This window comes from Bradyrhizobium sp. ISRA430 (genome assembly GCF_029909975.1).
Taxonomy (GTDB): Bacteria; Pseudomonadota; Alphaproteobacteria; order Rhizobiales; family Xanthobacteraceae; genus Bradyrhizobium.
In genome coordinates, this window is record NZ_CP094516.1 from 6456504 (window position 1) to 6471743 (window position 15240).

At 64.1% G+C, this 15240-nt stretch carries 13 protein-coding genes; 9 read left to right on the forward strand and 4 right to left on the reverse strand.

Features of this window, described 5'->3' with window-relative positions; genetic code table 11:
* Positions 1-205 precede the first annotated feature (205 nt).
* Entirely contained in the window at positions 206-709 is a 504-nt protein-coding gene (locus MTX21_RS30645; RefSeq protein ID WP_280968335.1) for a GFA family protein, read from the forward strand.
* A gap of 120 nt (positions 710-829) precedes the next feature.
* Positions 830-2491 (forward strand): thiamine pyrophosphate-binding protein, encoded by a 1662-nt coding sequence (locus tag MTX21_RS30650; RefSeq protein WP_280968336.1) that lies wholly within the window; start codon positions 830-832, stop codon positions 2489-2491.
* A gap of 252 nt (positions 2492-2743) precedes the next feature.
* On the opposite strand, the gene MTX21_RS30655 is transcribed toward MTX21_RS30650, so the two are convergent.
* On the reverse strand, positions 2744-4123 hold the full coding sequence (locus MTX21_RS30655) for an LLM class flavin-dependent oxidoreductase (RefSeq protein WP_280968337.1): 1380 nt from the start codon (positions 4121-4123) through the stop codon (positions 2744-2746).
* Between the two features lie 235 nt (positions 4124-4358).
* On the opposite strand from MTX21_RS30655, the gene MTX21_RS30660 reads away from it, so the two are divergent.
* From MTX21_RS30660 to MTX21_RS30685, 6 genes are all read left to right on the forward strand, one after another.
* Entirely contained in the window at positions 4359-5744 is a 1386-nt protein-coding gene (locus tag MTX21_RS30660; RefSeq protein ID WP_280968338.1) for a M20 family metallopeptidase, read from the forward strand.
* Between the two features lie 85 nt (positions 5745-5829).
* On the forward strand, positions 5830-6741 hold the full coding sequence (locus MTX21_RS30665) for an amino acid ABC transporter substrate-binding protein (protein WP_280968339.1): 912 nt from the start codon (positions 5830-5832) through the stop codon (positions 6739-6741).
* 374 nt (positions 6742-7115) lie between these two features.
* Positions 7116-7847 carry an amino acid ABC transporter permease gene (locus MTX21_RS30670; protein WP_280968340.1) on the forward strand — a complete coding sequence of 244 codons (732 nt, stop codon included), beginning with the start codon at positions 7116-7118 and terminating at the stop codon, positions 7845-7847.
* A 2-nt stretch (positions 7848-7849) separates the two neighbouring features.
* Positions 7850-8542 (forward strand): ABC transporter permease subunit, encoded by a 693-nt coding sequence (locus MTX21_RS30675; protein WP_280968341.1) that lies wholly within the window; start codon positions 7850-7852, stop codon positions 8540-8542.
* Positions 8543-8550: 8 nt separating this feature from the next.
* Positions 8551-9282, forward strand: coding sequence for an amino acid ABC transporter ATP-binding protein (locus MTX21_RS30680; RefSeq protein ID WP_280968342.1), 732 nt, complete (start codon positions 8551-8553; stop codon positions 9280-9282).
* 246 nt (positions 9283-9528) lie between these two features.
* Positions 9529-10389, forward strand: a complete 861-nt coding sequence (locus tag MTX21_RS30685; protein WP_280968343.1) for a D-amino-acid transaminase — start codon at positions 9529-9531, stop codon at positions 10387-10389.
* A 175-nt stretch (positions 10390-10564) separates the two neighbouring features.
* On the opposite strand, the gene MTX21_RS30690 is transcribed toward MTX21_RS30685, so the two are convergent.
* The 3 genes from MTX21_RS30690 to MTX21_RS30700 all read right to left on the reverse strand — a co-directional run bounded on the left by MTX21_RS30690 (position 10565) and on the right by MTX21_RS30700 (position 13946).
* Entirely contained in the window at positions 10565-11026 is a 462-nt protein-coding gene (locus MTX21_RS30690; RefSeq protein WP_280968344.1) for a carboxymuconolactone decarboxylase family protein, read from the reverse strand.
* A gap of 29 nt (positions 11027-11055) precedes the next feature.
* A complete protein-coding gene (locus MTX21_RS30695; protein ID WP_280968345.1) occupies positions 11056-12672 on the reverse strand; it encodes an MDR family MFS transporter in 1617 nt (538 codons plus the stop codon).
* Between the two features lie 122 nt (positions 12673-12794).
* Positions 12795-13946: an HlyD family secretion protein gene (locus MTX21_RS30700; RefSeq protein ID WP_280968346.1), complete on the reverse strand. Its 1152-nt coding sequence runs from the start codon at positions 13944-13946 to the stop codon at positions 12795-12797.
* Between the two features lie 141 nt (positions 13947-14087).
* Between MTX21_RS30700 and MTX21_RS30705 the strand changes: the two genes are divergently transcribed.
* Positions 14088-14999: a LysR family transcriptional regulator gene (locus MTX21_RS30705; protein WP_280968347.1), complete on the forward strand. Its 912-nt coding sequence runs from the start codon at positions 14088-14090 to the stop codon at positions 14997-14999.
* Positions 15000-15240 lie beyond the last annotated feature (241 nt).

Sequence of the window (15240 nt, forward strand, 5' to 3'; positions counted from 1 at the left end):
GCTGGAGCGCAGCGAAATCCGGTCCTGTTCAGGCGTGTCGGCTCCCGGATTGCGCTTCGCTTCATCCGGGCTGCGCGATTATTGTGTCGCTCCGACCGCAACAAGAATTCCGTCATTGGGAGCGCAGCGAAGCAATCCAGAAATGTGCCCGCGGAAAGATTCTGGATTGCTTCGCTGCGCTCGCAATGACGATTGAGGAAACACCATGGCAAAAGCCGCAGTCGCTGCAGGGATCGCCACCGGGCAATGCCTCTGCGGCAAGGTCACCTTCGAGATCGACGTTCCCGCGCGCTGGGCCTGGCACGATCACTCCGCCGCCAGCCGCCGCGCCCACGGGGCGGCTTACGCCACCTATGTCGGGAGCTGGAAGAAGCGGTTTCGCGTCACGTCTGGAAAAACGGCGCTGACCCGCTACGAGGACAGAGCGAGCAAGACCACGCGCAGCTTCTGCTCCAACTGCGGCACGCCGATCACCTATGAACGTCCGCGCGGACCGCACATGATCAACATTCCGCGCGCGCTGTTCAAGGAACGCACGGGCCGCCAGCCGCTCTATCACATTGCCATCGAAGAGCTGCAGGAATGGGCCTACACCGGCGAACCGCTGGTGCCCTTGAAGGGATTTCCCGGCGTGGTGTGGCAGCGCTCGAAAAAGAAGAAGCGCGCACGCGGCGAGGATCCGTTCGAACTGGGGCGCGAGGAAATGTAGCCATGTCGCTCTCCGCTCGTACGCAACGCAGCCATGAACGCGCTCCATTGCGCGCATCCCCGCACTTCGGCCATCATGCCGCCTGTCCTTGCGGCAACGTCCGCGAGGCCTGGAGGAAACGTGAAGAACAAGATCACCGGCCGTTCCGCCTTTCTCGCGCTGCTCAAGGACGAGGGCATCACCCATCTGTTCGGCAATCCCGGCACCACCGAGCTGCCGATCATGCATGCGCTGAAGGACCATCCTGACCTCACCTATGTGATGGCGATGCAGGAGAGCCTGGTGGTCGCGATCGCCGACGGCTACAGCCGCGCCTCCGGAAAACTCGTGGCCTGCAATGTCCATGTCGCGCCCGGTCTCGGCAATGCGATGGGCTCGCTCTACAACGCCCAGTTCACGGGCACGCCGATGATCCTCACCGCCGGCCAGCAGGAGCAAGGGCATGGCCTGATGGAACCGGTGCTGTATGGCCCGCTGGTGCGGATGGCCGAGCCGCTGGTGAAATGGGCGGTGGAAGTGACGCGGCTGGAGGACCTGCCGCGCATCGTGCGCCGCGCCGCCAAGATCGCGACCACGCCGCCGACCGGGCCGGTGTTCATCTCGTTGCCGGGCGACATCCTGAACAGCGAGGCCGGCATCGATCTCGGCCGCTCCACCCGCATCGATGCCCGCACCAAGCCGTCCGACGAGGCGCTCAGGGCCTTCGCCGCGCGGCTGCTCAAGGCCGAGCGCCCGGTGGTCGTGACCATGGACGAGGTGGTCAAGAGCGACGCGCTCAAGGAAGCCGCCGAACTCGCCGAGCTGCTGGGAGCTGCCGCCTATCAGTCCTCCACGCCCTATGGCGCGCATTTCCTCTCGGAGAGCCCGAGCTTCATGGGCACGCTGGCACGCGTGCAGAAGGTCGCGCGTGATACGCTCGCGCCCTACGATCTCCTGATCGCGCTCGGCGGCGATCCCCTGCGGATGTCGGTCTATAGCGAGGTCGATGCGCTGCCGGACGGCCTCGGCATCGTGCAGATCGGCCTCGTCGACCGGGAGATCGCCAAGAACTACGGCGCGGAGATCGCTCTGAAGGCAGATTTGAAGGAGACCCTGCACGCGCTGATCCCCGTGCTGAAAGAGATGGGCGGTGCTGCGCTGGCGCAGCGCGCCAAGCAGCGTCTCGCCGAACTCGTGCCGAAGAACTGGACCGCGCGGCGCCCCGCGCTGGTCGAGCAGATCGGCAAGAGCGCCGGCCGCACGCCGATCGATCCGGACTGGATGGTGCTGCAAATGGTCGAGGCCATGCCTGAGCATGCGATCCTCGTCGACGAAGGGCTCACCTCCGGACGCCAGATCACGAACCTGCATCCGCATCGCGACCGCTACGGCTATCACGGTCTTGCCTCCGGCGGCATCGGCTGGGGCCTGCCGGCTTCCGTCGGCGTCAGCCTCGCCAATCCGGATCGCCCCGTCGTGTGCTTTTCCGGCGACGGCAGCGCGATGTATTCGATCCAGTCGCTGTGGACCGCCGCGCACCACGAGCTGCCGCTATCAGTCGTCATCGCCAACAATGGCGGCTACCGCATCATCAAGCAGCGCCTGCTCGCCTTCCATGGCGACGACAATTACGTCGGCATGGATTTCGTCGACCCGCCGGTGGATTTCGCAGGGATCGCCAGGTCGCTGGGCTGCGAGGCGATCAAGGTGAGCGATCCCCGCGAGCTGAAGGCGACGCTGTCATCCGCGTTCAACCGGCCGGGGACGAAACTGATCGAGGTGATGGTGGACGGGAAGGTGTAGGCGGCGCGGCGCACTCCGCTCTGCTCCCTCCCCCCTTGCGGACCCTTGCGGGGGAGGGCAGGGAGGGGGAGGGGAGTAGCCCAGGAAAAAGTGTGGCCGTCGACGAGAATGAGGCCCGCCTCACTGCGAGAGTGTGCCGTGTGGCGCCCCCCTCCCCCGCAAGGGGGGAGGGAACGCAGTTGTATCTGCGGCGCTGACCGAACGAACCGACGACCTCCGCAAAATCAAAACAACACCTTGCAAAGAAGCGTCCTACCCCTTCTTTCCGACCCGATACCCCGCCGCCGGATGTGGCGCGCCGAGCCGCGCTCGGCCGGCGCCGAACAGCTTCTCCCGCAGCGTGCCCTTGGCGTAGTCCGGCTTGTACCTTCCGCGCTTGGTCAGCTCGGGAACCAGCATGTCGGCGATATCCTCGAAATCGCCGGGCGAAATCGCAAAGGCGACGTTGAGCCCGTCGACGTCGGTTGCCTCGAACCACTCCTCGATCTTGTCCGCGACCATCTCCGGTGTGCCGACCACGACCGGACCGGCGCCGCCGATGCCGACATGCTCGATGACGTCGCGTACGGTCCAGACGCGGTCGGGATCGGCGCGGGTGACGTTGTCCATCGCGCTGCGACCGGCATCATTCTGGACGTGGCGCACCTGCTGGTCGAGGTCGTAGCCGGAGAAGTCGACGCCGGTCCATCCCGACATCAGCGCCAGCGCGCCTTCGGGGCTGATGTGGCGGCGGTAGTCGGCGTATTTCTCCTTTGCTTCGGCTTCCGTCCGCCCGAGGATGATCGTCATCATCGAGAACATCAGGATCTCGGCCGGGTTGCGGCCGAGCGCAGCAGCCTCCTGGCGGATCGCGGAGACGCGAGGGCCTATCACCTTTGCCGAGGGTCCCGACATGAACACGCATTCGGCGTGGCGCGCTGCGAATTGCCGGCCGCGCGGCGAGGTGCCGGCCTGGTACAACACCGGCGTGCGCTGCGGTGACGGCTCGCTCAGATGGATGGTGTTGTTGATGCGGTAGTTCGCGCCCTCGTGGTTGACGCGATGAACTTTAGCCGGATCGGTGAAGATGCCGCGCGTGCGGTCGCGCACCACCGCGTCGTCCTCCCAGCTTCCTTCCCAGAGCTTATAGACCACCTCCATATATTCGTCGGCGATGTCGTAGCGGTCGTCATGCCCGGTCTGCTTGTCCTTGCCGGCGCCGCGCGCAGCGCTGTCGAGATAGCCGGTGACGACGTTCCAGCCGATCCGTCCCTCGGTGAGGTGATCGAGCGTCGACATCCGCCGCGCGAACGGGTAGGGCGGCTCGAAGGACAGGTTGCTGGTGACGCCGAAGCCGAGATCTTTCGTCACCGCGGCCATCGCCGACAGCAGCAGCAGCGGCTCGTTCGACGGCGTCTGTGCTGCATTGCGCAAAGCCGCGTCCGGACTGTTGCCATAGACGTCGTAGACGCCGAGCACGTCGGCCAGGAACAGCCCGTCGAACCGGCCGCGCTCCAATGTCCGGGCGAGATCGAGCCAGTAGGGCAGGCGATTATATTCGGCGGTGCGGTCGCGCGGATGGGTCCACAAGCCCGGCGATTGGTGTGCGACGCAATTCATCGCGAATGCATTGAGCCGGATTTGCTTGGCCATCGTTTTGTCCCTCGGCGCCCTTTGCCTGTCGCTCTTCGAATGCTAACAATGCGGGGCGAATTTGGCGAAGTTCTTGCATGGTCCCGCCATTGGCAAGGCCAAAATCGGAAAAGCACTCCTGCCTTGGCAAGCCAATCTCAAGAGCGCACAACCAGATCCCAACGCCCCGCCACTTCGAACGCCTGCCGATCTCGGCTAGGCTCCTTCGCCTCCAAACGTCGAAAAAAGCAAGTTCATGACCAGAGCCGACGCCATCGCCCGCGCCCGCAACGAGATTCAGTCCGGCGCGTTCCTCACCGAGCTCGACCGCCGTGTCGCGTACCGGACCGAGAGCCAGAATCCGGCGCGCGGTGCCGAGCTGTGCGCCTATCTGGAACAGGAGATGCGGCCCGCGTTCGCCGCGCTGGATTTCGAAAGCCGGCTGGTGGAATCCCCGAGCGGCAAGGCGCCGTTCCTCGTTGCCGAGCATCACGAGAGCGCCTCAGTGCCGACCGTGCTGATCTATGGCCATGGCGACGTCGTCGACGGCATGGAAGGCGAGTGGCGCGACAACCGCGATCCCTGGCGCACCACCACGGCCGGTGCGCGCGTCTATGGCCGCGGCACCGCCGACAACAAGGGCCAGCACAGCATCAACATGGCGGCGCTGCGCGCGGTGCGCGACGCCCGTGGTGGCAAGCTCGGCTTCAACGCCAAGTTCATCGTCGAGATGGGCGAGGAGATCGGCTCACCCGACCTCGGCAAGGTTTGCGATGCCAATCGCGACGCCCTGAAGGCCGACCTCTTCATGGCTTCCGACGGGCCGCGCCTGTCCGCCGACCGGCCGACGTTGTTCCTCGGTTGCCGCGGCGGCATCCGCATCCATCTCGACGTCAACTTGCGCGATGGCGGGCACCATTCCGGCAATTGGGGCGGCGTGCTCGCCAATCCCGCGACCATTCTGGTCAACGCCATTTCCACGCTGGTCGATGGTCACGGCCGCCTCCAGCTCGAAGCCCTGAAGCCGCCGCGGCTGACCAACCAGATCCGCAGCTATCTTGCGGACGTGCAGGTCGTGCCGACCGAGGACGAGCCGGCGCTCGCGGACAATTGGGGCGAGGAGGGGCTGTCGCCCGCCGAACGGCTCTATGCCTGGAATACGCTCGAAGTGCTGGCGATGTCGTCAGGCAATATCGAGAAGCCGGCGAACGCCATCCCCGGCCATGCCAACGCCGTGCTGCAACTGCGTTTCGTGGTCGGCACCAAGGTCGATGGGCTGGTCGAAGCCATCCGCGCCCACCTGGTCGCCAAGGGCTTTCCGATGGTCGAGGTGCGGGCGGCACAGAGCTTTGCCGCCTCGCGCACCGATTTCGACAGCCCCTGGATCAAATGGGCGGCGGACTCGGTTGAGAAGACCACCGGCAAGGCGCCGGCCGTACTGCCGAACTTTGGCGGGTCGTTGCCCAATGACGTGTTTTCCGAGATACTTGGCCTGCCGACGATCTGGGTGCCGCACTCCTATCCCGGCTGCTCCCAGCATGCGCCCAACGAGCACATCCTGCTTCCGCTGACCGAAGAGGCCTTGACGGTGATGGCCGGCCTGTTCTGGGATCTCGGCGAATTGCCGCGGCCGTTAACCTGAGCCGCTGGTCCAGTCGAAAGTTACATTCTATTTCGGCCCGATTTGTGCTTGCATCCGCCCGCATCATCCTGAAAGGGGAAGAAAAGTGAGACATTTCCGTAGCATCGGCCTCGCCCTCGCCGCGACCTTCGCCGTCAGCCAGGCCAGTGCCCAGGAGCTGACCGGCACGCTGAAGAACATCAAGGACACCGGCGCCATCACGCTCGGCTTCCGCGACTCCTCGATCCCGTTCTCCTATCTCGACGACAACCAGAAGCCCATCGGGTTTGCGATGGACATCTGCTACAAGATCGTCGACGCGGTGAAGAAGGAGCTCAAGCTCGACAAGCTCGAGGTCAAGCTCAACCCGGTGACCTCCGCGACCCGTATCCCGCTGATGGCCAACGGCACCATCGACCTCGAATGCGGCTCCACCACCAACAATGCCGAGCGCCAGAAGCAGGTGTGGTTCACCAACACCCATTTCCTCACCGCCAGCCGCTACGTGTTCAAGAAGTCGAGCGGCCTGAAGTCGATCGACGACCTCAAGGGCAAGACGGTGGTCTCGACCGCCGGTACCACCAACATCAAGCAGCTCACCGAAGCCAATGTCGCCCGTAGTCTCGGCGCCAACATCATCCCGGCCAAGGACCACGCCGAAGCCTTCCTGATGGTCGAGACCGACCGCGCCGTCGCTTTCGTGATGGACGACATCCTGCTCGCGAGCCTCGTCGCCGGCTCGAAGAATCCATCCGACTACGTGATCTCCAAGGACGCGTTCTCCAAGCCCGAGCCCTATGGCATCATGCTGCGCAAGGACGACACGGCCTTCAAGAAGGTGGTCGATGCGGCGACCGCGGCGCTCTACACCTCAGGCGAAGGCCAGAAGATCTACGACAAGTGGTTCACGCAGAAGATCCCGCCGAAGGGCCTGAACCTCAACACGCCGATTTCGGACGAGCTGAAGCACGAGTTCGCAAAGCCCTCGGACTCGCCGAACCCGGACGACTATAAGTAAGCATTGCTCGCCCGCCGCCGAGCAATGGCCCGATCATTGCATGAGCGGCGCCGCAACTTTCGCCTCTCCCCGCTCGCGGGGAGAGGCCGGATCGTGTTGTAAGATGCGATCCGGGTGAGGGACTCCGCAGCGGCTCGGCGGCGGAGATGTCCCGACGGGACTGAAACCCTCATGGTGAGGAGCCGCGAAGCGGCGTCTCGCGGACGATGCTCCGCATCGCCTGGAGAACCATGAGGCCCGAGCCGTGGCCTTCATCCTTCGAGACGCGGCGACGACGCCGCTCCTCAGGATGAGGATCAGCTTCGATCATTCTGGAGGAGAATGGTCGAAGACCTGAACAGTTCGTATCATCGACGCGCTCGCGCGGGGGACACGTGAACTACAACTGGAACTGGGGAATCTTTTTCCAGCCGAACCCGATGGGGACCGGCACTTATCTCGATTTGCTGTTGTCGGGACTGGTGCTGACCCTCGAGACCGCGGTGCTGGCCTGGATCATCGCGCTGATCACCGGCTCGATCGTCGGCGTGATGCGCACGCTGCCCTCAAAGGGCGCCTACTGGTTCGGCTTTGCCTACGTCGAATTCTTCCGCAACATGCCGCTGCTGGTGCAGCTCTTCCTGTGGTTCTTCGTGCTGCCGGAAATCCTGCCGAGGGCCGCCGGTCTGTGGCTGAAGCAATTGCCGAACGCGCCGTTCTGGACCGCCTCGATCGGCGTCGGCCTGTTCATGTCGGCGCGCGTGGCCGTGCAGTTGCAGGCCGGCATCGGCTCGCTGCCGCGCGGGCAGCGGCAGGCGGCCACCGCCTTGGGTCTCACCACCGTGCAGGGCTATCGCTATGTGCTGCTGCCGATGGCGTTCCGCATCATCCTGCCGCCGCTGACCTCCGAGTTCCTCAACACCATCAAGAACACCGCAGTGGCGATCACGATCGGCCTGCTCGAGCTGACCGGACAGGCGCGCTCGATGCAGGAGTTCTCATTCCAGGTATTCGAGGCCTTCACCGCCGCGACCATGCTCTACCTCCTCGTCAACGCCGTCGTCGTGACCGCCATGCGCATCCTCGAGCGCTATGTCGCGATCCCCGGCTACATCACGGGGAAATAGCGATGCTCGGCAGTTTCGATTTCGACGTCATCCGCCGCTCACTGCCCTACCTGTTCTACGAGGGCATGACGTTCACGCTGACGCTGACGGCGCTCTCCGCGCTCGGCGGCCTGATCTTTGGTACCGCGATCGCCCTGATGCGGCTGTCCGGCTACAAGCTCCTGGGACGCATCGCCGGCCTCTATGTCGACTTCATGCGCTCGCTGCCGCTGGTGCTGGTCATCTTCTGGTTCTACTTCCTGGTGCCTTATATCGGGCAGTGGCTGACCGGAGCCTCGCGCCCGATCAGCGTAGGCGCGTTCGCATCCTCTCTCATCACCTTCATCATGTTCGAGGCGGCGTATTTCTCCGAGATCATGCGTGCCGGCATCCAGTCGATCTCGCGCGGCCAGCCGGCAGCGGCAAACGCTCTCGGCCTGACCTATGCTCAGACCATGCGCTACGTCGTGCTGCCGCAGGCCTTCCGCAACATGCTGCCGGTGCTCCTGACCCAGACCATCGTGCTGTTCCAGGACACCTCGCTGGTCTACGTGCTCTCGATCCCGGATTTCCTCGGTGCTGCCAGCAAGGTCGCGCAGCGTGACGGCCGTCTGGTCGAGATGTATCTGTTCGCGGCCTTGGTCTATTTCACCATCTCCTGCGTTGCCTCGTTCGGCGTCCGCCGCCTGCAATCGCGCATCGCCATCATCCGCTAGAGCCCGTCATGATCCAGATCAGCCACGTCGACAAATGGTACAGCGCCGCATTTCAGGTGCTGAAGGATTGCACAACCCACGTCGCCAAGGGCGAGGTGGTGGTGGTCTGCGGCCCCTCGGGCTCGGGCAAGTCCACGCTGATCAAATGCGTCAACGCGCTAGAGCCGTTCCAGAAGGGCGACATCATCGTTGACGGCACCAAGGTCAACGACCCCAAGACCGATCTGCCGAAGCTGCGCGCCCGCGTCGGCATGGTGTTCCAGCACTTCGAGCTGTTCCCGCACCTGAAGATCATCGACAATCTCTGCCTCGCCCAGGAGAAGGTGCTGGGCCGCGCGCATGACAAGGCGGTTACTAAGGGCATGATGCTGCTGGAGCGCGTCGGCTTGAAGGAGCATGCGCAGAAATTCCCGGCGCAGCTCTCCGGCGGCCAGCAGCAGCGCGTCGCCATCGCACGCGCGCTGGCGATGGATCCCATCGCCATGCTGTTCGACGAGCCGACCTCGGCGCTCGATCCCGAGATGATCAGCGAGGTGCTCGACGTCATGGTCGACCTCGCCCGCGAGGGCATGACCATGATGGTGGTCACCCACGAGATGGGCTTTGCGCGCAAGGTCGCCAACCGCGTGATCTTCATGGACCGCGGCGAGATCGTCGAGGACGCGCCGAAGGACGACTTCTTCGGCAAGCCGCGCAGCGACCGCGCGCAGAAGTTCTTGTCGAAGATTTTGTCGCATTAACTCCCATCGTCATTCCACATTGCGCGCTTGCGCAATGGGGATGGCCCGAAAGGGCCAGGCCCGGAATCCATACCCCCGAGCGGTGGTTATGGATTCTCAGATGCGCAATTGCGCATCAGAGCTTGCCGCTTCGCGTCGCCCCATTGCGCGATTGCGCAATGTGGAATGACGGGTTGAGGGTTTCGTGGCATCAGCAAATCTCGTATAGAAGCTGCGAAATCCCCATTTCCCGCCAGGAGACCTGCCTTGGACTCGATCGCCTACGTCAACGGCTCATTCGTCCCGCTTTCGGACGCCAAGATCTCGATCCTCGACCGCGGCTTCCTCTTTGCCGACGGCATCTATGAGGTCGCGGCCGTGCTCGACGGCAAGCTGGTCGACAATGCCTCGCACCTGGCGCGGCTGGAGCGTTCGGTCGGCGAGATCAAGCTGAAGATGCCGGTGACGGTCGAGCGCATCACCGAGATCCAGAAAGAGCTCGTGGCGCGCAACAAGGTTGCCAACGGCCTCGTCTACCTCCAGGTCACGCGCGGCGCCGACAAGGGCCGCGACTTCGCGTTCCCCAAGGGCGACGTGGAGTCGAGCCTGGTGATGTTCACCTCGGAGAAGGACATCGTCGGCGCGTCCTCGGCCAAGACTGGAATCAACGTGATCACGGTGCCCGACATCCGCTGGGAGCGGCGCGACATCAAGAGCGTGGCGCTGCTCGCGCAGGTGCTGGCGAAGCAGGCCGCGGCGGAAGCCGGTGCCGGCGAAGCCTGGATGCTCGAAGACGGTTTCGTCACCGAGGGCGGCTCGTCGTCGGCGTTCATCCTGACCCAGGACGACGTCATCGTGACCCGCCAGAACTCCAACGCGATCCTGCCGGGCTGCACCCGCAAGGCCGTGGTCGCGCTCGCCGAAGAACGTCAGCTCCGCGTCGAGGAGCGCGCCTTCACGGTCGCCGAAGCGCTCGCCGCCAAGGAGGCTTTCATCACCTCGGCCTCGCTGTTCGTGCAGCCGGTGGTCGCGATCGACGGCAAGAAGGTCGGCGACGGCAAGCCCGGCCCGATCGCGACGCGACTGCGTGAGATCTACGTGGAGTTCGCCAAGGCGACGGCGGTGTAAGAGGGCGTCGCTAACCGGCGATGACGGTCGCCGCAGCCACACACTCCGCTGTCATCGCCCGCGAAGGCGGGCGATCCAGTACGCCGCGGCCGTGCATGAGACGTCAGGCGTCTCTGGAATACTGGATGCCCCGCTTTCGCGGGGTATGACAGTCGAGAGTGTGGCAGTGGCATCGTCACGCCACGGACGCCTTCACCTTCACCGGATGCACCGAGCGGAATGCGATCGCGAGCCTGTTCCAGGCGTTGATCGTCGCGATCAGCATGGTCAGGTTGACCGTCTCCTCGTCCGAGAATTGCGCGCGTACCTGCTCGTAGACGTCGTCGGGAGCGTGCGTTTCCGAGATCATCGTCACGGACTCGGTCCAGGCCAATGCGGCGCGCTCACGATCGGTATAGAGCGGGGATTCGCGCCAGGCGTTGAGCAGATAAATGCGCTGCTCGGTCTCGCCGCGCTTGCGCGCATCCTCGGTGTGCATGTTGATGCAGAACGCGCAGCCGTTGATTTGCGAGGCTCGGATCTTGACGAGCTCGATCAGCGATTTCTCGAGGCCGGTCGACTGGATCTGCTGTTCCAGCGCCGTCAGCGCCTTGAGCGTATCGGGTGCGGCCTGGTAGAAATTCATGCGGGGTTTCATAGTCGTTCTCCTTGCTTCTCGGGTTGATCTTAGTGGGCTTCCCCGGCCGAGATATGGCCGGGCTTCTTCAGGAAGAGGGCGGCGACCAGGGCCACGATCAATGCCATGCCGAGCAGATAGAAGGTGTCGCTGAAGGCGAGGATATAGGCCTGCTTCTGCACGATATGACCGATCGCGACAAAGGCGCGATGTGACGCGTCGGCGCGGTCGAGGACGCCGTGATTGACGAAATATTGCGTGAGCTGCTCGAGCCGCGTCCGGGTCGCCTGCTCGAACACCGAGACCGACTGCATCAGCACGTTGGAGTGATACTGTTCGCGTTTGGTCAGCACGGTCTGCAGCAGCGCGATGCCGACGGCGCCGCCGAGATTGCGCATCATGTTGAACAGGCCGGAGGCTGAGCCGGCATTTTCCGGCTCGATGCCGGCGGTCGCGACCGCCGACAGCGGTGCCATCACCAGCGCCTGACCGATCGCACGGACGATGTTGGGCCACAGGAGCTGGTCGGCCGCGTAGTCGCTGGTCATGTAGATGTTCATGAAGTTGGAGCCTGCGAACAGCACGAAGCCGACGCCGATGATGATCCGCGCATCGAATCTCTGCATGAGACGCGGCACCAGCGGGATCAGCACGAGCTGCGGCAGGCCGGTCCAGGCCAGCACCATGCCGATCTGCTCGGCATTGTAGCCCTGAATGCGGGACAGGTATTGCGGCAGGATGAAGACCGAGCCGTAGAGCGCGATGCCGAGCAGGAAATTCGCGAGCATGCCGAAGCCGAAATTGCGGCGAACCAGGAGGCGCAGGTTCAAAAGCGGCTTCTTCACCGTGAGCTCGATGATCAGGAAAGCAGTCAGTGCGACTGCCGCGATTACGGACAGCTTGACGATGAAGGGCGAACCGAACCAGTCGTCCTTGTTGCCTTCCTCGAGCACGGTCTGAAGTGCGGACAGCCCGATCGCCATGGTGATGATGCCCGCCCAGTCGCCGTCGCGCAGGAGTGACAGCTTCATGGGCTTGGCTTCCAGGGCGTACCAGAGCATGCCGACCATGACCGCACCGGGAACGAGGTTGACGTAGAAGATGTACTCCCAACCGAAATTCTCGGTGAGATAGCCGCCGATGGTCGGGCCGATTGCGGGGGCGAATGTCGCCGAGAGCGCGAACAGCGCAAGTCCGACCGGCTGCTTGGCGCGTGGCAACAGCGTGATGATCAGGGTGAATGCCATCGGGATCAGCACGCCGCCGGTAAAACCTTGCACCGCGCGCAGCACGATCATCTGCGGCAGGTCCTGCGCCAGCGCGCAGGCCGCGGACAGAGTCAGGAACAGGACCGCGTTGGTCAGCAGATAGATGCGGATCGAGAACACTTGCGCGAGCCAGCCGGAGAGCGGGATCACCACGATCTCGGCGATCAAATAGGAGGTCGAGATCCAGCCGCCATCGTCGATGCCGGCGCCGATCGCGCCCTGGATGTCGGCGAGCGAGGCGTTGACGATTTGGATGTTCAGCACCGCCATGAAGGCGCCGAGCGTGGCGCCGACCACCGCGATCCAGGTTTTTGCGGAGACTGCGGGCGTCGCGAGCGCGGTCGAGGCGGGAATGCTGGCGGCCGATGCGGCGTTGAGGGCGGGTTGGAGCGTGCTCATGGAAGCCTCGTCTCGGTTTCTCTGAGGCAGGATGCATTAGGCGGATCGTTTCGATAATCGGGGAAGCCTTGGAAAGATCGTCCGGCAGGACTTGATAATCCTGCCGCAAGCTATGGACGACCTCAGCTTCCGTTCGGGCGTGCGGCGTTGTCAGCGAGGCGCTTGGCCCTGTCGCGCTCGGCCAGCACCGTCGCCTTGGTGTTGACCGTCGGCACCGCCGACATGCCGGGCCGCAACAGGCCTGTCAGGCGGTGGTCATCGAGTACGATCTTCACCGGCACGCGCTGAACGATCTTGGTGAAATTGCCAGTGGCATTGTCGGGCGGCAGCAGCGCGAATTCGAGCCCGCTCGCCGGCGACAGGCTGTCGACATGGCCGCGCAAAGCCTCGCTGCGGAAGCTGTCGATGTGCAGCTCGACCGGCTGGCCCGGGCGCATATGGGTGAGCTGCGTCTCCTTGAAATTCGCGACCACGTAGACCGCATCGAGCGGCACCACCGCCATCAACTGCGTGCCGGCCTGCACATACTGGCCGACGCGCAACGATCGGGCGCCGACCGTGCCGTCGACCGGCGCGGTGATCTCGGTATAGGACAGGTTCAGCGAGGCCTGCTCGGCGACTGCACGGGCACGGTCGAGCTGGGCAGCGGCCTGGGCGCGCTGCGTGGTGAGCACGTCGACCTTGCGCTGTGCGGCCAAGAGGCCCGATTTCGCGTGCTGCAATTGCGCGTTGCTGGCGCGCAGCGCCGCATCGGTCTGCTGTGCGCGCTGGATCGTGCCGGAGCCCGACTTCATCAGGTCGTCATAGCGGGCGCGCTCCTCCTGCGCGAATTTCAGATTGGCTTCCGCGGCGCCAACGTCGGCCGTGCTTTGCTCGATGATCGGCTGCTGCAATTCGAGCTGGGCATCGATGTTGCGCACGGAGGCTTCCGCGGCGGCGACGTCGGCGCGGGCCTGCTCGAGCGCGGCCTTGAAGTCGCGGTCGTCGATCTTCGCCAGCACCTGGCCCGCCCTGACCTTCTCGTTGTCGCCGACCAGGACCTGGGCGATGTAGCCCGAGACTTTCGGCGCGATGATCGTGGAATCGGCCTTCACATAGGCGTCATCGGTGGATTCCAGGTAGCGACCGGTGGTCAGGTAGCTGTAGCCAAAGTCGCCGGCCGCGGCGACGCCAAGCACCAGCGCCAAGGCGAGGGCTGCTCGCTTGATTGCTTGCCGTGATGGGCGGAGGCTGATTTTGTCTTTTGTTTCAGTGACGTAAGAAGCGTTCGACATGACATCCTCCGGATCGCCAGACGTCCCGTTCCGAAGGGGCGCTGCTGTCGAGCGTGAAGATGCGCTGTCCTAGTGCTTGTGATAATCCCGGAAGGATTGGAAGCATTATCCAGCAATAGCGGATAATCGGAGCCTCACGAGATGGACCGCTTCACCAGCCTCACGGCCTTCGTCCGGGTGGTCGAGAATGGCGGCTTTTCCGCCGCCGCCCGCCGGCTCAACATGTCGACGACCATGGTGAGCAACCATGTGCAGGCACTGGAGGATCGGCTCGGGGTGAGGCTGCTCAACCGCACCACGCGCAAGGTGAGCCTGACCGAAATCGGCAAGGCCTATTACGACCGCTCCACGCAGATCCTCGCCGATCTTGAACAGGCGGACGACATCGCGAGCGAGTTGCAATCGGTGCCACGGGGCACGCTGCGCATCCACTCGGCCACGCATATGGTGCCGTTCGTCGCGCCGGTGGTGGCAAAGCTCCTGTCCACCTATCCGGAGATCAAGGTCGATCTGCGCATGGGCGAGGCCGAGGTCGATCTGATCGAGGACGGCTACGACGTTGCCCTGCGCATGACCTCGCCGCCGGATTCGAGCCTGATCGTCCGCAGCCTCGCCACCTGGCGTCACGTGCTGTGCTGCTCGCACGACTATATCGAGAAGCATGGTCGCGTGCAGAAGCTCGATGAGCTCACCGCGCATAATTGCGGTCGTCATCTGAATTACCCCTTTGGCGACGACTGGCGCTTCTTCGATCGCAAGGGAACGCCGACATCGGTGCGCATCTCCGGCAGCTTCGTCACCAACAGCGGCGAGGCGTTGCGGAAAGTGGCGCTGGAAGGCGGCGCCGTCTGCCTGATGGCCGGCTTCCTCGTTCGCGACGATCTCGAAGCCGGCCATCTGGTTCGGCTGTTGCCCGAATACCGGCCGGTCGAGATGTCAATGAATGCGGTCTACCCGCACCGGCATCATCTGTCCGCGAAGGTCAGGACCTTCATCGACATGCTGGTGCAGCACAGTGCGGAGCAGCAGAAGCTGATCAATCCTTATTCTTGATGCGCCGGATCCTTTTCCAACACGGCAGGTGTCCATTGTGGGGCCAGCCTTCCCCGCACGTTCGTGGTGCGAACGTGCCTGGCCTCATGGTTCGAAAAGCGCCGTAAGGCGGCGCTCCTCACCATGACGGTCTGGGATTTCGCCGCGAAACAAGACCTCATCCTGAGGAGCCCGCGACAGGCGGGCGTCTCGAAGGCTGGGCCGCAAGGAGGAGGCCGCCTGCCCCTCCTGCATGCAGGGG